Source organism: Burkholderia sp. Bp9015 (assembly GCF_003853505.1).
Classification (GTDB): Bacteria; Pseudomonadota; Gammaproteobacteria; order Burkholderiales; family Burkholderiaceae; genus Burkholderia.
Window position 1 is genome coordinate 154,516 of sequence record NZ_QTPZ01000014.1, and the last position, 23,101, is coordinate 177,616.

The 23,101-nt window shown below is 69.9% G+C and carries 13 protein-coding genes; all 13 read left to right on the forward strand.

Annotation, left to right across the window (positions count from 1 at the left end; genetic code table 11):
• Positions 1-41: 41 nt before the first annotated feature.
• The 13 genes from DIE12_RS17330 to DIE12_RS17390 all read left to right on the forward strand — a co-directional run bounded on the left by DIE12_RS17330 (position 42) and on the right by DIE12_RS17390 (position 23,038).
• On the forward strand, positions 42-6,086 hold the full coding sequence (locus DIE12_RS17330) for an SDR family oxidoreductase (RefSeq protein ID WP_124487608.1): 6,045 nt from the start codon (positions 42-44) through the stop codon (positions 6,084-6,086).
• The gene (locus DIE12_RS17335; protein WP_124551301.1) at positions 6,083-10,252 is read left to right on the forward strand and encodes a cytochrome P450; all 4,170 of its coding nucleotides are present in this window, start codon (positions 6,083-6,085) and stop codon (positions 10,250-10,252) included. The genes DIE12_RS17330 and DIE12_RS17335 overlap by 4 nt, the downstream gene beginning before the upstream one ends.
• A 20-nt stretch (positions 10,253-10,272) precedes the next feature.
• On the forward strand, positions 10,273-11,658 hold the full coding sequence (locus tag DIE12_RS17340) for an NAD(P)/FAD-dependent oxidoreductase (protein WP_124521305.1): 1,386 nt from the start codon (positions 10,273-10,275) through the stop codon (positions 11,656-11,658).
• Positions 11,655-12,371 (forward strand): ABC transporter ATP-binding protein, encoded by a 717-nt coding sequence (locus tag DIE12_RS17345; RefSeq protein WP_124487611.1) that lies wholly within the window; start codon positions 11,655-11,657, stop codon positions 12,369-12,371. The genes DIE12_RS17340 and DIE12_RS17345 overlap by 4 nt, the downstream gene beginning before the upstream one ends.
• Positions 12,368-13,777, forward strand: a complete 1,410-nt coding sequence (locus DIE12_RS17350) for an ABC transporter permease (protein WP_124521303.1) — start codon at positions 12,368-12,370, stop codon at positions 13,775-13,777. Before DIE12_RS17345 ends, DIE12_RS17350 begins: the two co-directional genes overlap by 4 nt.
• A 51-nt stretch (positions 13,778-13,828) precedes the next feature.
• Complete coding sequence (locus tag DIE12_RS17355) at positions 13,829-14,608, forward strand: outer membrane lipoprotein-sorting protein (protein ID WP_124521301.1); 780 nt, start codon at positions 13,829-13,831, stop codon at positions 14,606-14,608.
• Positions 14,605-15,933: a hypothetical protein gene (locus tag DIE12_RS17360; protein WP_124521299.1), complete on the forward strand. Its 1,329-nt coding sequence runs from the start codon at positions 14,605-14,607 to the stop codon at positions 15,931-15,933. The genes DIE12_RS17355 and DIE12_RS17360 overlap by 4 nt, the downstream gene beginning before the upstream one ends.
• 16 nt (positions 15,934-15,949) lie before the next feature.
• Entirely contained in the window at positions 15,950-16,366 is a 417-nt protein-coding gene (locus tag DIE12_RS17365; protein WP_124521297.1) for a DUF4345 domain-containing protein, read from the forward strand.
• Positions 16,359-17,513 carry a triacylglycerol lipase gene (locus tag DIE12_RS17370; protein ID WP_124521295.1) on the forward strand — a complete coding sequence of 385 codons (1,155 nt, stop codon included), beginning with the start codon at positions 16,359-16,361 and terminating at the stop codon, positions 17,511-17,513. Before DIE12_RS17365 ends, DIE12_RS17370 begins: the two co-directional genes overlap by 8 nt.
• A gap of 18 nt (positions 17,514-17,531) precedes the next feature.
• Positions 17,532-18,542, forward strand: coding sequence for a lipase secretion chaperone (locus tag DIE12_RS17375; RefSeq protein WP_260426338.1), 1,011 nt, complete (start codon positions 17,532-17,534; stop codon positions 18,540-18,542).
• Between the two features lie 421 nt (positions 18,543-18,963).
• Positions 18,964-19,740 (forward strand): Crp/Fnr family transcriptional regulator, encoded by a 777-nt coding sequence (locus tag DIE12_RS17380; RefSeq protein ID WP_124487617.1) that lies wholly within the window; start codon positions 18,964-18,966, stop codon positions 19,738-19,740.
• Positions 19,741-19,880: 140 nt separating this feature from the next.
• Positions 19,881-22,280, forward strand: a complete 2,400-nt coding sequence (locus DIE12_RS17385; RefSeq protein WP_124551302.1) for a bifunctional diguanylate cyclase/phosphodiesterase — start codon at positions 19,881-19,883, stop codon at positions 22,278-22,280.
• Between the two features lie 20 nt (positions 22,281-22,300).
• Entirely contained in the window at positions 22,301-23,038 is a 738-nt protein-coding gene (locus tag DIE12_RS17390; protein WP_124521293.1) for a TenA family transcriptional regulator, read from the forward strand.
• Positions 23,039-23,101: the final 63 nt, after the last annotated feature.

The following is a 23,101-nucleotide window of genomic DNA, read 5'->3' on the forward strand; positions in this document are numbered from 1 at the left end:
GCCCTGCCCGTAATGACAAGTTCTCGATAGGCAGGCGATCCATGTCGAATACCAGCATGCGCGGCAAGCTCGTTCTCGTGACGGGCGGTGCGAAAAACGTGGGCAAGGCGATCTGCAGGCGTTTCGCCGAGCAGGGCGCGCACGTGATCCTGAATTTCTTCCACTCGCTCGACGCGTCGAAGCAGACGGCCGACGAACTGCGCGCGCTCGGCGCGACGGTCGACGTGATCCGCGCGTCGGTCGCGCAGCAGGCGCAGGTCGACCGGATGTTCGACGAGATCGAACGGCGCTACGGCCGGCTCGACGTGCTCGTCAACAATGCGGCGTCCGGCGCGCTGCTGGGCGTCGACGAGATCGGCGCCGAGCATTTCGATCGCGCGCTAGACACCAACCTGAAGGGCGCGTTCTGGTGCGCGCGCCGCGCCGCGGCGTTGATGGCGCGCTCGGGCGGCGGCGCGATCGTCAACGTGTCGTCGGTGGGCGCGACGCTCGTGCCGGCGAACTATCTGGTCGTCGGCACCGCGAAGGCAGCGCTCGAATCGCTGACGCGCTATCTCGCGGTCGAGTACGCGGGGCGCGACATTCGCGTGAACGGCGCGTCGTCGACGCTGATCGACGGCGACGTCGCCGCGCAGTTTCCGGACCCGGAGAACACGAAGCGCTCGAGCATCGCGGCGACGCCGCTGAAGCGGCTCGCACGCGCGGAGGACCTCGCCGATCTCGTCGTGTTTCTCGCGTCGGATGCGGCGCGCTGGATCACGGGGCAGGTGGTCGTCGCGGACGGCGGGCTGTCGCTGTGCAGCGAAGGGTTGTCGCCGCGCGCGGAATGGGCGGGCGCGGCGCGTGCCGAGGGCGCGGGCGAGGCGGCGCCGGCCGCGGCGCCGCCCGTCTCCGTGAACGCGCAGCGGGCCGATGGTCCCGCCGCGCCACCGGACGACGCGCCGGACAGCGACGACATCGCCGTGGTCGGCATGGGTCTCGCGTTGCCTGGCGCGAGCGATCCGGACGCGTTCTGGCGCGCGCTGCTCGACGGCCCCGAACTGTTCGGCAACGTGCCGCCGGATCGCTGGGATTACCGCTCGTTCTATTCGCCCGACACGTCGGCCGAGGACAAGAGCTATCAGTCGCGCTCGGTCTTCATCGAGCAGTTCGAGCCGTGCCCGACGGTGCGCGCCGAACTCGACGCGGGTACCGCGCCGCATGAGCTGACGACGCTGTGGCTGCGTCACGCACTGTGCCAGTCGCTCGACGGCGTGACGCTGCGTGACGCCGATCGCGTGGCGTTCCTCGTCGGCTACACGGCGGACGGCAGCCAGCATCTCGAGGAGGGGATGGTGCTGGCCGCCGCGCGCGAACGCCTGAACGCGGTGCTGATCGAGGCAGGCGTGGACGCGGCCGAGCGCGAGCGGCGCGTGGCCGCGATCGATGCGGTGCTGAGCGCGCGTTATGCGCGCGGCGCCGGCGATCTCGCGTCGTTCTTCCCGCACCGGGTCGGCCTGAACGCGATGCAAGGCGTGCTGCCGGACGACGCGCAATGCATGATGGTCGACACCGCGTGTTCATCGTCGCTGTATTCGATCGATCTCGGGATCAAGGCGCTGCTGCTCGGCAAGCAGGACGTGGTTGCGTGCGGCGGCGCATTCGCGCTCGCGCCGCGCGGCTCGGTCCTGTTCTCGAAGCTGCACGGGCTGTCGCGCAGCGGCGAGGTGCGGCCGCTCGATCGCGACTGCGACGGCGTGCTGTTCGCGGACGGCGCGGGCGTCGTGATCCTGAAGCGCGTCGCGCGGGCGCGTGCGGACGGCGACCGCATCCTCGGCGTGCTGAAATCGTTCGGCTCGTCGTCCGACGGCAAGGGCAAGGCGATCTACGCGCCGAATTCGGCCGGCCAGCGCATCGCGATCGACCGCGCGTATGCGCGCACCGCGACGGTGCCGGCCGACGTCGACTGGGTCGTTGCGCATGCAACGGGCACGCCGGCCGGCGATCTCGCGGAATTCCAGAGCCTGCGCGACGCGATCCGGCGCGACCGTCCGGTGCAGGTGACGTCGAACAAGTCGCTGGTCGGGCATACGGGGTGGGCGGCCGGCGTCGTGTCGGTGATCCAGGTGCTGCTCGGGTTGCGCCATCAGGTGATCCCGCCGCAGCACCGCTTCAGCGAGCCGCCGCCTGAGTTCGACATCGCCGGCACGAACCTGCGGATTCCGGTGGCGCCGGTATCGTGGCCGGTCCAGCGTGAATCGGCACGCGTCGCGGCGGTGTCCGGGTTCGGCTTCGGCGGTACGAACGGTCACCTGATCGTGTCGGAATACCGCGCGGATCTGCCTGCCGGCGAGGCGAGCGGACGGTTCGAGCGCGAGCCGCTCGCGATCGTCGGCTGGTCCGCGAAGTTTCCGGGCCTCGACGGCGACGCCCAGGTCGCCGCGTGGCTGCGCGGCGAAGGCCGTGCGCCCGACGCGAGCTTCGGAACCGGCTACCCGCTGCCGAGCTTCGCGCGCGTGAAGATGCCGCCGGCGGTGCTGCGCGCGCTCGATCGCTGCCAGCTGATGGCGCTCGACGCCGCGCACGACCTGCGCGAACGCCTCGGCACGTTCTGGCACGCGCATGCGGACACGATCGGACTCGTGATGGGGCACATGGGGCCCACGCGCAATGCGGCGCTCTACGCGAGCCGCTGCTATCTCGACGACATCGCGGCCGCGGTGCTCGACGCGACGCGGCCGGACCAACGCGCGGCGACCGAACGCGTGCTGGACGGCTTGCGCGAGGCGACGAAGCAACTCGTCGCGCCGACGACCGAGAATTCGTTCCCGGGAATGATGCCGAACGTGATCCCGGCGCGCGTCGCGAACTATCACGACCTGCACGGAATGAACATGACGGTCGATGCGGGCCACGCGTCGACGCTCGCGGCATTCGAGGCGGCCGAGCGTTTCCTGTGCAGCGGCGAACTCGACATGGCGATCGTCGGCGGCATCAACGGCAACTCGGCGGAAGAGGTGCGGCCCGCGTTCGGGCTGCCGCTCGCGGAGGGCATCGTGCTGTTCGCCGTCACGACGGTGCGGCGTGCGCAGGCCGAAGGGCTGTCGGTGCTCGCGGTAGTGGGCGGCGGCGACGCGAGGGCTGCTGTCGAACCGGCTGCGCCATGCGATGCGACGGGCCGCGCGGTCACGTATGCGGGGGCCGACTCGGCGATCGACGTGCTGCGCGCAATCATCGCGCGCGATGCCGGCACGACGCTCACGCGCGACGGCGGCGGCGACCGCGCGCGCTACGCGCTGCACGTTGCATGTGAGCCGGCCGGCCCGCACGGGACCACGCCGCACGAGCCGCATCGCGACGCGCTGCGTGTGCCGCCTGCCCATGCGACGGCGCCGGCCGCCGCGACCGCGGAACCGGCCGCATCGACAACCGCGGCGACCGCACCCGTTGAACCCGGCACCCTGATACCCGGCCCGCTGCGCCGGACCGGCGTCGCGGCCGACGGCGAGCCGCTCGGCGTCGCGCGTTACCGGATCGAATGGCGCGACGCGCCGTGGCGGCCCGCGGGCCGGTCAACACCGTTCATCGCGCCGCGCTGCGTGATCGTGACCGACATGCCGGAGGCGCTGGCCGCACAAGCCACACAGGGCGGTGCGGGCCCCGGCTGCGTGGTGCTGTCGACGCGGCCGTTCGCCACGCACCGGCCGGGCTGGCACTGGATCGAGCGGATCGACGCGGCGGCGCTCGACTTCCTGCCCGACGACATCGGCCACGTGCGCGTGCTCACGTCGCTCGACGCCGGCACGCTCGCACCGGGCGCAGCAGCGCCGGCCGCTCCCGCGCGGCTCGCGCTGCACGACCTGGCGTTTCTCGCGATCAAGCGCTGCCATGCGGCACTCGAGCGCGACGGCAGCTTGATCGTATTGCTGCTCGACGCGCTCACGGGCGACGTGCCGCATCCGGATGCCGGCCTGTTCACGGGCCTCGTGAAGGCGCTGGCGATCGAGATGCCGGAAGCGCGCCCGGTTGCCGTGCTGACCGATGCGCGCGCGCTGCCGGACGCGCTGCGCGACGCGGAGCGGGAAAGCGGCGCCCGTCACTGGCTGCCGGTCGTCGCGCTGGGCGCCGGACGGCGCCGCACGCCGCGCGTGATCGCGGACGCGGGTGAACTGCGCGCGGACGAGCGGCTGTCGCTCGGCCAGGATTCGGTCGTGGTCGCGGTCGGCGGTGCGCGCGGGATCACCGGCGAGCTGATGAAGACGCTCGCCGCACAGGTGCGCCCGACGCTGTACCTGATCGGCAGCAGCGCGCTGGACGCGATCGACGCGGAACTGCTCGCTATGGATGACGAAACGTTCGCGAAGAGCCGTCCGGACTACATCCGCCAGCAGAAGGCGCTGCATCCGCAACGGTCGTTGCCCGAGATCATCCGCGCCTTCGAGCGGCGTGCCGACGCGCGCACGGCCTGCATGAACATCGAGGCGATGCGCGCGTTCTGCGGCGCGCACCGCGTGACCTACTTGCGCGCCGACGTGCTCGACCCCGACAGCGTGAAGACGGCCATCGACACGATTCTCGCGCGCGAGCCGCGCGTCGACCTGCTGGTCAACGCGGCCGGACTGAACCGTTCGGCATCGGTGCGCGTGAAGTCGCTGGACGATTTCGTCGCGGTGCGCGACATCAAGGTACGCGGCTACTGGAACCTACGCCGCGCGTTCGGCGCGCGGCAGCCGCGCCTGTGGTGCAACTTCGGCTCGTTCATCGGGCTGACCGGGCAGGCGGGCGAAACCGACTACGCGTCGGGCAACGACTTCCTGAACACGCAGGCGTCGTATCACCGCGCGGTGCTCGGTCACGACGAATTCACGATCGGCTGGACGCTGTGGCGCTCGGTCGGGCTCGGCGCGAACCCGGTCACGCGCGCGTTTCTCGAGAAGAGCGGGCTGTTCACGAGCATGCGCACCGCGGAGGGGCAGCATCACTTCATGCGCGAACTCGGGCTCGGCGAGCGCGCGGCGATGTCCGTGCATCTCGGCGACGCCGAGCGACGCGCGATCGAAACGCACCTGCCGGGTTACTTCGACCTCGACGAAGGCGCGCCGGCCGCCGTCGCCGCGTCGCGCGATCCCGATTTCTATCTCGGCGCGGAACGCGCGCGGACCGACGACAGCGTGACGTTCGAGCGCGTGTTCGACCTCGAGCGCGACGCGTACCTGCAGCATCACGTCGTCAACGGCTTTCCGACGCTGCCGGGAACCTTCGTGCCCGAAGTGGCCGCCGAGGCCGCGCTGCGGCTCGTGCCGGGGCTCAAGGTCGTCGGCTTCGCGGACGCGGCATTCCTGCACTTCCTGCGTGTGTACGACGCGAAGCGGCCGAGCGTGAAGCGCATCCACGCGCGGATCGCGTCGCGCGACGGCGACGCGGTGCACGTGCGCGTGCGGATTTCCGGCGACGTGCTGGCGCCGGGCGGGCAGGTGCTCGTGCGCGACAAGCCGCACTTCGAGATCACCGTGCGCCTGGCCGACGCCTACGCGCCGGCGCCGGTGTGGCACGAACCGGCAATGGCGACGTTCACGCCCGTCGCCGATCCGTATCACTTCGATGCGGCGCCGGTGCGGCTGACCGGCATGTTCGTGTCGACGACCGACACCGGCATGAGCGACGCGGGCAAGCAGGCGCGCTTCCGGCTGAACGTGCCGGACGGCGACCCGGTGTTCTCGCGCTTCGTGGTGCCGAGCATCCTGCTGGACGGGCTCGCGCGCGTGGCCGCGCTCGATCACGTCGCCGGCGACTACATTCCGCTCGCGGCGCCGATGTCGATCGGCCGCATCGATATCTACGAAGCCGGCAACGACTGCGAGCTGGCGAGCCGCCACACGTCGATCGCGCTGCGCGTGAGCCCGCGCGCGTTCGCGCTGGAAGGGCCGGCGAGCAGCGGCAACCGGTTCGTCGCGGTGCGCCCGGACGGCAGGATCCTGATGCAGATGCGCGACGTGACGGGCATCGTGATCGGCTACGTGCATCGCGTGACCGGCGCGTTCGCCGCGCGCGGCGAGATCGACGCGCAACTGGCCGGGCGCGCGCCTTCCGAACAGGTGTCCGCATGAGCATGAAGCGACTCGCGCCCGGCCCGCGCGGCAGCGTCGTGATGGGCAACCTCGCGGCGTACAAGCGCAATCCCGTCACGATGCTGCTGAAGCTGCAGCAGCAGTACGGTGACATCGCGCGCAACCGTCTCGGCCCGTTCCTCACGCACGCGCTCGCGCATCCCGACGGCGTGCAGCACGTGCTGCAGGACAACCACCGCAACTACGTGCGCGGCCGCTTCTACGACAACTTCAAGATGTTCTTCGGCGACGGCCTGCTGACGACCGACGGCGAATTCTGGCGGCGTCACCGTCGCGTGGTGCAGCCGCTGTTTCACCGCAAGCAGGTCGAGTCGCACACGGCCGCGGTCGGCGCTGCGGCGCTCGCGCTCGTCGAGGCGTGGCTGAAGCGGCCGGCGCATGCGCCGTTCGACGCCGTCGAGGAAATGATGCGCGTGAGCCTGCGCATGCTCGGGCTGATGCTGTTCAACGCGGACATCTCGCGGCATGCGGACGACGTCGGGCCGGCCGTGCGCTTCGGCATCGCGGCGATGATGCCGCAGGGCAACCTGAACGATTTCGTGCCGCGCTGGATGCCGACGCCGTTCAATCGCCGGATCGCGCACGCACGCCGCGGGATCGACACGATCGTGGACGCGATCGTCACCGAGCATCGCGCGGGGCGCTGCGACACGAGCGACGTGATCTCGCTGCTGCTCGCCGCGCGCGACCCGGACACGGGCGCGCCGCTGACCGAGCGCGAGGTGCACGACGAGGTGATGACCGTGTTTCTCGCCGGCCACGAAACCACCGGCAGCGGGATGGCGTGGGGGCTCTATGCGCTCGCGCAGCATCCGCAGGTGTTGCGCCGTTTGCGCGAGGAGCTCGATGCGGTGCTCGGCGGCCGCGCGCCCGATGCGGCGGATCTCGAACGCCTGCCGTACCTCGCGCAGACCGTCGACGAGATCCTGCGCCTGTACCCGCCGATCTGGGGCTTCACGCGCGATCTGGTCGACGACGACGAGATCGGCGGTTATCACGTGCCGGCCGGCTCGTCGGTGTTCATGTCGCCGTACGTCACGCATCGTCATCCGGCGCTGTGGGCGAACCCCGACGCGTTCGATCCGGAGAACTTCGGATCGCATGCGCCGGAGCGCCACAGGTACGCGTACTTTCCGTTCGGCGGCGGGATGCGCAAATGCATCGGCTATCAGACCGCGTTGCTGCAGATGCGCGTGCTGATCGCGGTGGTGGCGCAGCATGTCGACCTGAGCGCGGTGCCCGGTCATTCGCTCGACACCGGCGCGACGATCTCGCTGCGTCCGCGCGACGGGATCCGGTTGATCGCGAAGCCGCGCTTGCGCGAGCGGGTGTCCGCGGGGCAGGCCGGGGGGGATGCAAGCGCGCCGGCTGTCAGGACATCGGTGTGTCCGTTTACGGGCACGCAAGCGCTGGGGGCTACGTCGTTGCCGTTGCCGTCACCATCGCTGTCGCCAACGCCAACGCCAACGCCAACGCCAACGCCAACGCCAACGCCAACGCCAACGCCAACGCCAACGCCAACGCCAACGCCGACGCCGACGCCAGCGTCAACGCCAACGCCAACGCCGACACCGACACCGACACCCGGTGCCGAGCAACCGGCGAGCGCGGCATCACCCACGCCCGTTCATTCCGCCGGCCCTACGCTGGCGCCGGACGTGCTGGCCTTTCTGCAACGCGACGCGATCGCGGACGACGCGCCTCAGCGTACCGACGCCACGCCGACGCACCGCTTCACCTGGCGGCCGGTCGAGATCGAGCCGCTGCCCGACCTGCCGGCGGCCGAGCTGAGCGGCAAGCGGATCGCGATCGTCAACGGCCGCGGTCGCACGGTCGAGCGCGTGGTGGCGACTCTTACGCGCGCCTGTGCGAAACCGGGCGTGTTCGCGCCGGCCGACGGCGTCGATCCGGCAGCCGCCGCGAGCGCGTTCGCCGCGCAGTCGGGGCCGTTCGACGGGATCGTCGATCTCGGCATCGAAGCGCAGTTCTCGCTCGACGCGCGCGATCAATGGGAAGCGCCGCTGCGCCGTACGGTCGCACTGCTGCAGGCGTGCTACGGCGACTGGTCGCAGGAAGAATCGACGTCGCGGCTGTTCTATCTGGCGCTCACCTGGCAGGACGGCCTGATGGGCCATGGCCACGGCCCGCTCGTGCAGCCGCTCGGCGGACTGTGGGCCGGCCTCGCGAAGACGCTGCCGCAGGAACTGCCGAACTGCAACGTGCGCGTGCTCGACATCGCGCCCGACGAAACGGGGCGCGTCGACCAGCTGGTCGCGCGCGAACTGTACCGCTGGGGACGCTTCGAGGTCGGCCACCGCGGCGGACGCCGCCATACGCTCGTCGCGACCCGCGACGATCTGCCGGCCGACGCGGCGCCCGACTGGGCGCCCGACGACGTCGTGCTGTTCTCGGGCGGCGCGCGCGGCATCGGTTTCCTGGCCGCGTGCGCGCTGGCAAAACGCCATCGCTGCACGGTGGTCGTCACCGGGCGCGATGCGTTGCCCGCCGGCGACGAGCCGTGGCTCGCGCTCGACGACGCGGGCTTCAAGCGCTACGGGCTCGAGCAACTGCGCCAGGCGACGCCCGGGCGATCGCCGAAGGCGATCCGGGATGCGCTGCGGCAGCTCGAACGCCGGCGCGACCTGAAGGCGTCGCTCGACGCCGTGGCCGCGCTCGGCCTGCCGGTGCACTACCGCGTATGCGACGTGACCGACGCGGAGGCCGTGCGCACGCTGTGCGACGCATTCGGCGACCGGCTGCGCGCCGTGATCCACAACGCGGGCATCGATCAGCCGGTGCGCTTGCCGCGCAAGCGCGCCGACGAGTTCATCGGCATCGCGCGCGTGAAGGTGCTCGGCTTTCTCAATCTCTACGCGGCGGTGCGCAACCGGCCGCGCGTCGACTGTTTCGTCAACGTCGGCTCGCTGACCGGCCGCTGGGGCGGAATGACAGGCGAGACCGACTATGCGGCCGCGAACGAGGCGCTGGCGCGGCTCGGCTGGTGGGCGCGGCGCGACGCCGGCGAGCGCGTCGTGAAGACGATCGCGTGGCCGACCTGGGACGGTGTCGGGATGATCACGAACCTCGCCGTCACGCGGCGCTACGTAACGCCGATGCGAATCGACGAAGGCGTGCGCCACTGGCTCGCGGAACTCGCGAATCCAGCGAATTCAGCGACATCCGGCAGCGGCGAGCCGATGTACATGGGCGCGGTCGGCCGCGCACTGACGCCGATCCAACTGCGCGGGTTCGACGCGGTGGAAGGCTTGCCGAACCTCGGCGAACTCGCGACGCGCCGGCATCACGCGGGCGCGCCGCGACGCTTCCGGCCGTTCGCTTGCTTCTCGACGCGCTATCGCACGGCCGGCGCACCGTACACGCATGCCTTCCGCGTCGACGGCCGCGCGGCCGTGCCGGCGTCGCTGCTGCTCGAGCACGCGCGCGTCGTGGCCGACTGGGTCGCGCCGCCCGGCGGCGAGCGGGCCTGCCTGCAGGAAGCCGTCGACATCACGATCGCGCTCGACGCGCTCGCCGACGCGCTCGACGGCCATGGCGATCTCGCGCTCGACACCGACGTGAGCGGCCGCACGGTGGACGACGGCTGGCACGTGACGGTGCGCTGCGCGTCGCTTGCCGCCCGCGTGCTGCTCGATGCGACGTTCGTGTACCGCAGTCATCCACCCGGCGGCACGACCGTCGCGCTGCCGCGCGAGACGGAGGACGGCCCGGCCCGGCGGTCCGCACGCGCGAGCTGGCGCGACGACTTGTTGCCCGAGGCCCGATGGAGCGGCGGCATCGCGCAGGCGAAGGCCGCCGACCCCGCCGCGCTGTGGGGTGTACAGGGTGTGCAGGGTGATGCAGGGCGCGTGCCGTGTCCGCAGCTGTGGCTGCCGGTCAATCACCTGGAAAACGTGCTGCGCGTGCTGCTCGGCGCGTGGCCCGCCGACGGCGAGCCGCCGCACGCATGGCGCATCGGCCGCATCGTGTTCGGCTCCGCGCACGCGGGCGACGCCGACATGCTGCTGCGCTATCCGGACGATCGCTTCGCGATCGCGGATCGCGCGGGCGCATCGATCGCAGACCTGTACGACGCGCGGCTCGCCGGCGCGACCGACACGCAAGCCGTGACGGCGTCGGCTACTTGAACGGGAAGAGGAGGTTCACCATGACGGAGCGCAACGACGGCGCGCGGTACTGCATCATCGGCGCGGGCGCGGCGGGCATCACCGCCGCGAAGAACCTGCTCGCGGCCGGCATCGGCTTCGACGTGATCGAGCGCGAGGACGACGTCGGCGGCAACTGGTACTACGGCCGCCCGAGCGGCGCGGTGTATCGCTCGATCCACATGATCAGCTCGAAGCGGTTTTCCGAGTACACCGACTTTCCGATTCCCGACGACTATCCGACCTATGCACGCGGCGACCAGGCACTCGCGTATCTGCGCGCGTACGCGCGGCGCTTCGGCGTGTACGACCGGATCGAGTTCGGCCGCTCGGTGCTCGAGATCGCACCGGTGCAGGGCGGCACGCAGTGGCGCGTGGAACTGGATCGCGGCGAGGTGCGGACCTATCGCGGCGTGATCGTCTGCAACGGCCACCTGTCGCATCCGCAACTGCCCGACTATCCGGGGCGGTTCGACGGGCTGCAGCTGCATTCGTCGCAGTACCGCACGCCGGAGATCTTCGACGGCAAGCGCGTGCTCGTGGTCGGCGCCGGCAATTCCGGCTGCGACATCGCGGTCGAGGCTTCGCATCGTGCGCGCGCGGTCTTCCACAGCACGCGCCGCGGGTACTACTACTGGCCGAAATTCCTGTTCGGAATGCCGGCGGACGAGTGGGCGGAATGGCCGCTGCGGCTGCGCATGCCGCTGTGGGCGCGGCGTTTTTTCGGCGAGCGGCTGCTGCGCCTGACGACGGCCGGGCAACCCGAACACTACGGGCTGCGCAAGCCGGACCACAAGCTGTTCGAATCGCATTTCATCATCAATTCGACGCTGTTCTATCACCTCGGCCATGGCGACCTCGCCGCGCGGCCGGACGTGCGCGAACTGAAGGGCGATCGCGTCGTGTTCGTCGACGGCAGCGAGGAGGCGATCGACGTGATCGTGTACGCGACCGGCTACCAGCCGAGCTTCCCGTTCATCGAACAGGCGCACCTGCAATGGCGCAAGCAGCAGCCGTCGCTGTACCTGAACCTGTTCGACGCGCAGCATCGCGACCTGTTCTTCATCGGGCTGTTCCAGACCTCGACCGGCAACTGGCCGTTGATGGACTACCAGGCGCAGCTGCTCGCCCGCTACCTGCATGCGCGCGACGCGGCGCCGCGCAAGGCCGCGCGCATCGACCGGCTGATCCGGCGCGGCCGCTCGGACTGGAGCGGCGGCATCGCGTTCCATCGCACGCCGCGGCACGTGATCGAGGTCGAGCATTTCGCGTACCGGCTGCAGCTGCGGCGGCTGATACGCGGGTTGCCGGCCGTGCCCGGCGGTGCGGGCGCGGACGCATCGAAGGTGGCGCCGGCGCACGCGGTGCGCGCGGGAGGTGCGTCGTGAGCCTCGTGCATGTCGAACACCTGTCGAAGACCTACCTGCTCGACAGCGTGCGCGTGACCGGGCTCGCCGACGTGTCGGCGACGCTCGACGCGGGCCGCTTCACCGTGCTGAGCGGCCCGTCGGGCAGCGGCAAGACGACGCTGCTGAACCTGATCGGCTGCATCGACCGCCCCGACAGCGGGCGCGTGATGATCGCCGGTCACGACACGGCGTCGCTGTCGGACGATGCGCTGTCGGATTTTCGCGCGCGCCATGTCGGCCACGTGTTCCAGACCTTCAACCTGCTGCCGGTGCTGTCCGCGTACGAGAACGTCGAGTATCCGCTGCTGATGGCGGGCTGGTTACCCGCGCGGCGCGCGGCGCGGGTGCGCGACCTGCTCGACGCGGTCGGCCTGGCCGACAAGGCGCGGCACCGGCCGAGCCAGCTGTCGGGCGGCCAGCGCCAGCGCGTCGCGATCGCGCGTGCGCTCGCGGCCGAGCCCGCGATGGTCCTCGCGGACGAACCCACCGCGAACCTCGACAGCGCGACCGGGCACGCGATCATCGCGTTGATGCGCGCGATCCAGCGCGAGCGCGACGTGTCGTTCATCGTGTCGTCGCACGATCCGGAGGTGGTGAAGGTGGCCGACGCCGTGATCCGGATTCTCGACGGCCGCATCGTCGGCCACGAGCGGGCCGGCGACGACACGGCGACGCAGGAGGTGTACCGATGACCCATACGCTGATGCTCGCGCTGCGCAACCTGCAGCGCAACCGCCGGCGCTCGCTCACCACGCTGCTCGCGATGATCGTCGGCGTCAGCGCGATCCTGTTGTTCGGCGGCTTCAGCCGCGACATCACGCTCGGCCTGCAGACCGACTTCGTGCAGCGCAGCGGCCACCTGCAGATCCAGCGGCAGGGCTATTTCCTGTACGGCACGGGCGACCCGGCCGCGTACGGGATTCGCGGCTACCCGGCGCTGATCGAACGATTGCGGCACGACCCGCAGCTCGCGCCGCTGCTGCAGGTCGTCACGCCGACGCTGCAGTTCGGCGGGATCGCCGGCAATTTCGCGGCCGGCGTGTCGCGCACCGTGATGGGCTTCGGCGCGATTGCGGACGACCAGTACCGGATGCAGCAATGGAACGCCTACGGGTTCCCGCTGCAGCCGCGCACATTCGCGTTGCGCGGCAGCGCCGGCGACGCGGCGATCGTCGGCCTCGGCGTCGCGCGCGTGCTGCACCTGTGCGGCCCGCTGCGCGTGCCGGATTGCCGCGATGCGCCGCCGGCCCCGGCCGAGCCGCCTGCCGACGGCCCGGCTGCGACCGCGCCGCTCGACGTGCTCGCGCTCGCACAGGCCGAGGCCGGAACGCGGCCGGCCGCCGACGGCGCGCCCCATGTCGAAGTGCTGACCGCGAGCGCGGGCGGCGCGCCGAACGTCGGCCGCTTCTCGGTTGTGAAGGCGGACCAGCAGGGCGTGAAGGAACTCGACGACGTGTATCTCGCGGTGCAACTGCCGCAGGCGCAGCGGCTCGTCTACGGCGGCGCCGCGCCGCGCGCGACCGCGATCGAGATCCAGCTCGCGCGCACGGCCGACCTGCCGGCGGCGCGGGCGCGCATCGAGGAGCTGCTGCACGGCGGCTTCGACGGGCAGGCGCTCGACGTCGTCGATTTCGCGACGCTGAACCCGTTCTACGACCAGACCAACCGGATGTTCTCGGTGATCTTCGGTTTCGTGTTCGTGCTGATCAGCGCGATCGTGCTGTTCGTGATCAGCAACACGATGAGCACCGCGATCATCGAGCGCACCGTCGAGATCGGCACGCTGCGCGCGATGGGCATGCGGCGCGGCGGCATCCAGGCGCTGTTCGTCTGCGAGGGCGCGCTGCTCGGCGTGGCCGGCGCGTCGCTCGGCGTGCTGGTCGCGCTCGCCATTGCCGCGATCGTCAATCGCAGCGGGCTGGCCTGGACGCCGCCCGCGCGGATCGACGCCGTCGCGCTGACGGTGCGCGTGTGGGGCGAGTGGCGAACCATCGCCGTCACGTTCGCCGGGCTCGCGTGCGTGGCCGGGCTGTCCGCGTGGCTGCCGTCGCGGCATGCGGCGCGGCTGTCGATCGTCGATGCGCTGCGGCACGTGTGAGGTCGCCCGATTGCCGCGTTTTTCGTTCACTTCACTTTCGGGAGAGCGCCCGTGCGTCGCCTGTTCGTTTCATGCTGTCTGAGTCTTTCGTTCCTGGCCGGCGTCGCGCCTGCGCAGCCGGCGCCCGATCCGCAGAAGGTGCTCGCCGCGAGCGACGCGATCCGCACGCCGGAGAAATCGTTCGTGTTGACCGCGACGCTCGTCGAGTACCGGTCCGGCAAGCAGGTCGACGGCAATACGCTGTCGATCCATTCGAAGCCCGACGCGCCCGGCGGTGCGTTCCGCACGCTGGTGCGCTTCGTCGCGCCGGCGCGCGACACGGGCAAGCTGATGCTGAAGAACGGCAACGACCTGTGGTTCTACGATCCGGTGAACCAGGCCAGCGTGCGGATCTCGCCGGACCAGCGGCTGCTCGGCCAGGCCGCCAACGGCGACGTCGTGACGGTCAATCTCGCGCACGACTATACGGCCGCGCTGAAGGGCGTCGAGGACATCGTCGACGGCGACCGGCAGACCCGTCGCGCGTACCGGCTCGCGCTCGCCGGCCACGGCGACGGGCTCACGTACCGGCGCATCGAGATCTGGATCGACGCGGCGAACAACCGGCCGCTGAAGGCACGCTTCTATTCGGAAAGCGACCGGCTGCTGAAGACCGCGTTCTATCGCCGCTACACGATGCAACTGGGCGTCGAGCGGCCGACCGAGACCGTCATCGTCGACGGGCTCGACAGCAACTGGGTCACGGTCATGCGCTTCTCCGACTACGCGTGGCGCGACATTCCCGATGCATGGCTGCAGCGCGACTACCTGTCCCGCTTCCAGGCGCAATGACGGCGCGGCGCCGAGGCCGGATCGCGGCGCTCGCGTTCGTGCTGCTGCCCGCGCTCGTACATGCAGCGGATGCGGGTGGGGAGGGTGGAGCGGGTGCGGCGGATGGCACGGCCGGCGTCGACGCGGCCGATGCCGCGGCGCTCGCGCTGGCCGACCAGCCGGCCGCGCCCCCCGCCGATACCGCGAAGCCGTGGAAGCTGAACGTGCAGGACGCGCTGCGCACGAGCCGCTATCGCGACGGCGGCGAGGCCGGCCGCAACCAGCTGTCGATCGAGTTCGAATACGGCCAGTGGCTGACGCCGTCGTTCGCCGCGCATTTCTCGATGCGCTTCGACCGCTTCGATCCGCTCGGCACGTCGCGCACGTCGTCGCGCGACGTGACGCTCGTGAAGGAAGCGTATGCGAGCTGGCGCGCGTCCCCCGCGTTCGTGGTCGACGCGGGGCGCGTGAACGAGCGGCTCGGCGCGGCGATCGGCTACAACCCGACCGACTTCTTCCGGGCCGGGGCGGTGAGTCTCGACGTGCCGCCCGATCCGGACAGCCGGCACACGAACCGGCTCGGCACGGTCGGGCTGCGCGCACAACAGGTGTGGGACTCGGGCTCGCTCGCGGCGCTGCTGTCGCCGCGGCTCGAGCGCCGCAGCCTGCCGGGCGATCCGGCCGCGTCGTCCGACCTGCAGCGCACCAACGGCGTCGACCGCTGGATGCTCGTCGCGAGCCAGCGGCTCACCGCGGCGATCCAGCCGCAATGGATCGTCTACGGCGAAAGCGGGCAGGCGCCGCAGTTCGGCCAGAATCTGAGCGTGCTGCTCGGCAACTCGGTGGTCGCGTACCTCGAATGGACGGGCGGCTACCGGCGCTCGCTGATCGCGCGTGCCACCGGCGCGGCCGACGATCGTGCGTTTCGCACCAGTTCATCGGTGGGCGCGACGTGGACGCTGCCGGTCGACCTGTCGCTGACCGCCGAATTCCAGAGCAACGGCGGCGGCGCAAACGCGGCGCAATGGCGGTCGCTGCAGCGCGCGAACCCGCTCGCATGGGGCCGTGCGGTGCAGACCTCGATTGCCGCGCAGGAACTGCAAACCCGTCACGGCGTGTTCGTGATGGCGGCGTGGCGTAATGTCGGCGTGCGTCGCCTCGACCTGTCGGGTTTCGTGCAGGCCGATCTCGGCGGCGGCCGGCAATACTGGCTCGAGTTGCGGCGACGTTTCGACCGCTTCGACGTCGCGCTGCAATGGCTGCATCAGGGCGGGCCGTCGTGGAGCCGCTTCGGCGCGATGCCGGAGTCGACGAGCGTTCAGGTGCTGGGCATTTTTTATCGATGACGCAAGGAGAATTCGAATGAGCAAACGCGCGCTTCAGGCGGCGACCGCCGTGCTTGCGCTGGTTCCGACGATCACCGGGGTGCTCGGCATGATGGGCATCCACGATCCGCTGTACGCGTCGCTCGGCATCGCGCTGCCGGCCGACGCGACGCTGGACGGCAACCTGCGTTTCTATGCGGGCGTCTGGCTCGGGCTCGGGCTCGCGGCGTTTTCGGTGATCCCGCGCATCGAGCATCAGGGGCGGCTGTTCGCGACGCTGTGGACGATGATCTTTCTCGGCGGTATCGGGCGGCTGATTTCGCTCGCGGCGCTCGGGCTGCCGTGGCCGCCGTTCGTCGGTTTCACGGCGCTCGAAGTCGTCGGCGCGCCGCTGTTCATCGCATGGCAGCGGCGCGTGGCCGCGCATGCCGCAGGGGAGCACGCGAATGCATGACATCGACATCGACCAGCGCATCGCGCCGCGTCGTGGCGCCGACGCGGCCGTGCGGGGCATCGCGGTGGCGTTCCTGCACGCCGTGTCGGCACGCTGCGTGCCAATCGGGTACGCGCGGTTCATCGCCCGTATTGCCCTGCTCGCGTGGGTCCTGCTGGGCCCGGTGCAGGCTGATGCGCAGACGGCCGTCGACGACTACGCGGCGACCCGCTATCCGATCGTCCTCGTGCACGGGTTGACCGGGACCGACGACTATTTCGGCGTCCTGCCGTACTGGTACGGCATCCAGGCCGATCTTCAGCGGCATGGCGCGACCGTCTACGTCGCCGACCTGTCCGGTTTCCAGGGCGACCTCGGCCCGAACGGGCGCGGCGAGCAGTTGCTGGCGTACGTCAAGCAGGTGCTCGCGGTCACGGGCGCGGCCAGGGTGAACCTGATCGGCCACAGCCAGGGCGGGCTGACGTCGCGCTACGTGGCGTCGGTCGCGCCCGCGCTCGTCGCGTCGGTCACGACGATCGCGACGCCGCACCGCGGCTCGCAGTTCGCCGATTTCGTGCTGGGCGCGCTGAAGCTCGACCCGACCGGCCTGTCGACGCCGATATTCGGTGCGCTGCTGAACCTGTTCGGGATCCTCACCAGCGACACGCACAACACGAACCAGGATGCGATCGCCGCGCTCAACGCGCTGAGCACGCCCCGTGCCGCGCAGTTCAATCAGCTGTTCCCGAGCCCGGGGCTCGGCGCCGGCGCGTGCGGCACCGGCGCACCGATCGAGACGATCGGCGGCAACGTGCATCTTCTGTACTCGTGGAGCGGGGCCGCGTATCAGCCGGTGTCGCTGCTCGGCATCGTGACCGGCGCGGTCGACACCAGCGTGATTCCGGTCATCGATCCGGCGAACGTGCTGGATCCTTCGACGCTCGTGTTCCTGACGGCCGGCAACGTCATGGCGCTGGCCGGCGCCGGCCCGAACGACGGTTTCACGTCGACCTGCAGTGCGCGGTTCGGCACGGTGATTTCGACGCGCTATCGCTGGAATCACTTCGACGCGATCAACCAGCTGCTCGGCGTTCGCGGCGCCTATGCGGAAGACCCGGTCGCCGCGCTGCGCGTGCAGGCAAACCGGCTGAAGCAGCAGGGCGCCTGAGCGATGGAGGTCCGGACCATGCTGTCCCGCGCGGTGTTGTACGGCGCGACCGGGGCGATCGCCGCGGCCGCCGTTTGGCACGCGTTCGGTCGTCAGGCTGCGTCGACGGCTGCCGTGGCCGCCACGGATACCGCGCCGCCCGGCCACGCCGCGCCGAGCGGTGCGGCGGTGCCGCGGCCGGTGCTTGCCGTGTCGGATGTCACGCTGCCGGCATCGCTCGCGGGCGCGCGTGCGCCGCGCCTGCCGGTCGGGCCCGGCGGGCGCCTCGCGCACGCGCATGCGGTGCGGGAATTCTTCGATTACTTTTTGCTTGCGCAGCATGACCTGACGCCCGCGGCGCTCGATGCGCTGGTCGCGCACGAAATCGCATCGCAGCCGATCGGCGAGCCGGCCCGCCGCGATGCGCTCGATCTGTGGCCGCGCTATCGCGCGTGCATCGCCGCGTTCGACACGCTGCCGGGCGCGCTGCCGGCAGGCGCCGGTCTCGATCCGGACGGCATCGCAGGCGAACTCGAGCGGCGTGCGGCGCTCGCGCGCCGCTGGCTCGGCGACTGGAGCGCGCCGTTCTTCGACGCGGAATTGCGGCGGCAGCGCGGCGATCTCGACCGGATCAGGATCGCGCGCGATCCGACGCTCGACGACGCGCAGAAGCGCGCACGCCTCGCCGCACTCGATCAGGCGTTGCCGCCGGACGAGCGCGACGCACGCGAGCGCGCGGCGCGCCAACGCGATGCGCTTGCAACGCTCGCGCGGCTCGACGGCCAGCGCGCGACGCCCGATGCGCTGCGTGCGCAGCTCGGCGCCGAAGTCGCCGCGCGCGTCGAGCGGATGCAGCAGGGCGACGATGCGTGGCGGGCACGCTATCGCGATTACGCGGCCGAACGCGACCGGCTCGACGCGCAGCCGCTTGCGCCCGACGCGCGCGATGCGCGGCTCGCGCAATTGCGGCAACGCGACTTCCCGGATCCGGCGGACGCATTGCGGGCCGCATCGCTCGACGCGGGCCGGGCCACGGCATCGGCGCACTAGCACCCGTCTCGGACGTGCACGCCGTCACGGCGCTCACCTGACGAGGGAGAAGTGTGGGATAACCCACACTTTCCGCATTCTTTTCGATTCGGGAATGATTTTAATTTCCAGTGTAAATCGCATTACCGCGCATTGACATTCATGCACCGTTTTCAATGATTCATTGCGCAATCCGTTTTATATGGGTGGGATTTAAATCGCCAATTTTTTATTGACAATGCAAGTATCTTCGGATGGCGAGCCGAACTGTCAAATTACTTCATGTAACAAAAGCGGAGTGTCGCGTACGGTTGGGCTGCGTGATACCTTTTTGCTCAATGTCACCGCGCTGAAAAGGCGGAGAAACCGTTAAACCGGTGCGGTGAAAACAGCAGGAAGGTCCGGTGGCCGAGGGGCAGGGATACAACGTACGAGGTGCGCCGTGATACATCAGGCCAACAACGTCATCGAGTTGCCGCATGCACTTGGTGCCAATCATTTCCTGTCAGCGCTCGACGGAATTAACCGTTCCGAATTGGCGCCTCATCTGATGCTTTCGAATCTCGAGACCGGCCAGGTGCTGTGCGATGCCGGCGAGAATCTGGAGGCCGTCTATTTTCCGGTGACGGCGGGCATTTCCCTGCAATACACGGCGGGCGGCAAGACGACACTCGGCGTGACGGAAATCGGCCGCGAAGGCATCGTGTGCGACGACGTCATCGGCAGCGCGATGCAGCGCCGCGTCGTCGTCTATCGCGGCGGGTTCGCGTACCGGCTGTATGCGCGCCGCTTCGCGGACGCGTGCGACGTGTCGGCGGCGATCCGGCGGCAGGTCTTCGTGCGGATGCAGCTGGCGTTGTCCCAGGCGTCGCAGGTCATGTTCTGCAGCCGTCATCACGTGATGCGGCAGCAACTGGGCCGCTGGCTGCTGATCGCCTACGAGCGCGCACGCAGCATCGAAATCCCGGTCACGCACGGCATGCTGGGGCAGATGCTGGGCGTGCGCCGCGAGACCGTCACCGATGCCACGCGGCAGCTTCACGAGCTTGGCCTGATCCATCAGCATCGCGGTGCCATCGTGCTCACGGATCTCGCCGGTCTCGAACGGCAGGGCTGCGATTGCCATCGGGTCGTGCGCGACGAAACACGCCGCATTCTCGCGACCGATGCCGGTACGGATGCCGGCGCCGAGTTGTCGCGCCGCGTCCGGACGACATAGTCGCCGGCACCGCGTCGTGGCGCGATGGCATGCACGGCGGCGCGGCGCGCAAAGGGAACGGGGAGGTGCCTGGCGCAGGCGGTGCGGCGACGCGTCGGGCAGGCGGCATCGACAAGAATCAGAAAAACAGTCATTCAGGTATGGAAAACATTTCGAAGCTCCAGAGTCAGCGCAGCTCGTTCCACGTGTGGCCATGGAGTCCGGCGCTCGGCATCCTGCCGATCGTCGTCGTGGTCGTCGCGCTGGCCGGGTTCGTCGCCGTCAGCCTGATCGTGATCATGTCGTTGCGCGTGTACGTCGGCGGCGAAAGCAGCTGGTCGAAGGCGCAGAAGGACGAGATCCTGCTGCTGAGCCGCTACGGGCAGACCGGCGACGAAAAGCTGTTCGACGAATACCTGGCGGTCGACCGGACCCTCACCTTCCTCGGCGCCGCGCGCCGCGCGATGACCAGTACGCCGCCGGAACACGGCGTGGCGCGCCAGGCGCTGATCGAGGCGGGCATCAATCCGGTCGATGCGGCGGCGGTGGTGTGGTTCTACCCGATCCTGAGCAGCTTCGCACGCCTGAACGCCGCGTTGCAATACTGGGAGGACGCGGACCGGCAACTGGTCGACCTGCGCAGGATCGCCAACGCGCTGCACGCGTCGGTGCATGCGGACGACGTCCGGCGCACGAGCAGCCTGAACCACGCGATCTGGGATCTCAACGCGCACATCGAACCGCTGCCGAAGCGCTTTTCCGACGAACTGAGCGCCGAATTCCGCTCGGCCGTCATCCAGCTGTTCCTGTCGTACATCGTGGCCTCGCTGCTGATCATCCTGCTGTCGGTGCGGTGGGCGAGCCGCGCGCAACGCCAGCAGGTGTCGATGCAGACCGAGCTGGACCGGAGCCAGGCATTCGCGGCAGCCGCGCTGCGCTCGGTCGCCGATGCGATCGTCACGATCGGCCTCACGCGCGGTATCGAGACCGTCAATCCGGCGGCCGAGCAGCTGCTCGGCACGTCGTCGCGGCAGTGTGTCGGCAAGCCGATCAACGACGTGCTGGACCTGATCGACACGTCGACGGGCATGTCGATCAAGCTGCTCGCGTCGCTCGGCAACCGCAGCGACCCCACGTTCACCCGCGATCTCGACCTGATCCGCGTGTGCGGCTCGGCGGTGTCGGTGCGCGCGTCGCTGTCGAAGATGGACAACGCCGCGGGCCGCTGCGTCGGCTACGTGCTGATCCTGCGCGACATGACGCGCGAACACCAGTTGATCGAGAAGCTGACCTGGCAGGCGTCGCACGATGCGCTGACCGGCCTCATCAATCGCACGGCGTTCGAGCGACGCCTGGGCGACGCGCTGGCGCAGCGCGGCGGCGGGATGCTGCTGGTGCTCGACCTCGACGGCTTCAAGGAAGTCAACGACGTGTGCGGCCACGCGGCGGGCGACGCGCTGCTGCGCGACGCGACCGCGGTGTTCGCGCGCAGTCTCGGCCACGACGACGTGTTCGGCCGGCTGGGCGGCGACGAATTCGGCATCCTGCTGCCGGCCGGCCGCGACGGCGCGCCGGACGGCGGCAAGGCGGAACGCCTGCGCGCGAGTCTCGAGGACTTCACGTTCCTGTGGGAAGGCGAGCCGTTCAAGCTCAGCGTGAGCATCGGCGTGCTGGATCTCGCGTGCCGGCCCGAGAGCGTCGAGAAGGCGATGCAGATGGCCGACGTCGCGTGCTACGTCGCGAAGGATCGCGGCCGCAACCGCGTGCATGTCGCGGATTCGCGCGACATGCATTCGAGCCGCCAGGCGTATCACACGCAGTGGAGCCGGCGCGTGAAGACGGCGCTCGAGACGAATTCCTTCCAGTTGTATGCGCAACCGATCGTGCCGATCCAGCCCGCGCTCGGCGCGCGGGAGCGCGCGGAGATCCTGCTGCGCATTCCGGACGCCGACGGCAAGCTGATCTCGCCGGTGTTCCTGCCGGCCGCCGAGCGCTACGGCCACATGACGATGATCGACCGCTGGGTCGTACGCACCGTGATCCGGCGCCTCGCGCGGCTCGAACAGCGCCGCTACGTCGAATACAACGTGAACCTGTCGGCGATGTCGATCACCGACGAGCGCTTCGTGGAGTTCGTGATCGCCGAACTGTCGGCGTCGGGGCTCGACCCGTCGCTGCTGTGTTTCGAGATCACGGAGACGAGCGCCGTGCGCAACCTGGAGGTCGCGTCGCGCTTCATGTGCGAGCTGCGCGACCTCGGCTGCCGCTTCGCGCTCGACGACTTCGGCGCCGGCATGTCGTCGTTTTCGTATCTGCGCCAGTTGCCGATCGACTACCTGAAGATCGACGGCGGCCTCGTGTCGACCATGACGTCCGACAGCATCAAGCGCGGCATCGCGTCCGCGATCAACGACATCGCGCACGTGATGCAGTACCGCACCGTCGCCGAGCACGTCGAGGATACGGCGACGGCCGAGATGCTTCGCGCGCTGGGCGTCGACTATTGCCAGGGCTATTACTTCAGCCGCCCCGCGCCCTGGCAGGAAGGGGGATTCCATTGAACCAAGCGAGGAACGAACGCATGAGTGCTCCATTTGAACTGACCGGCGACCTGATGGACCTGGCGAGCTATCCGGCCTGGCTGCGCGACGTGGTCGGCGCGACCGACGAACTGAAGGCGCGCGTCCGTGCGCATCCGGTGTTCGCGGCGATGAGCGGCGGGACGCTGCGCGCGTCGCAACTGCGCGCATTCTTCGTGACCGGCTGGGCGGTGGTCAGCCAGTTTCCGGAATACATGGCGATGAACCTGGTGAAGACCGCCGCCTACCGGTCGCGCGGCGACGAGAAGGCGCGGCGCTATCTGATCCGCAATATCCGCGTCGAGCAGAACCACGTCGATCACTGGGCCAACTGGGCGGCGGAATCGGGCGTGACGATCGACATGCTGCTGCGCGGAGACGCGCCGCTGGCCGGATTCTCGCTGAGCCACTGGTGCTGGAAGAGCGGCAGTACCGACGCGCTCGCGCCGAGCATCGCCGCGACCAACTATGCGATCGAGGGCGTGACGGGCGAGTGGAGCGCGCTGCTGTGCGCATCGCCGTACGAACGGCAGTTCGAACCGGCCGTGCGGCATCGCGCGATGCGCTGGCTCAAGCTGCACGCCGACTACGACGACCGGCATCCGTGGGAGGCGCTCGACATCGTCGCGACGCTGCTCGGCCAGTCGCCCGCGGCGCGCGACGTGCGGGACGTCGAGACGTCGATCCGCAAGAGCCTGAGCTATTTCCTGACGAGTCTCGATTGCTGCATGCATGTGTAGTCGCCGGCGTCGTGCGCGCGCGGGTTCGTGCGGGCCGCACCCGGCCGTTCCGGCTGGAAGGCG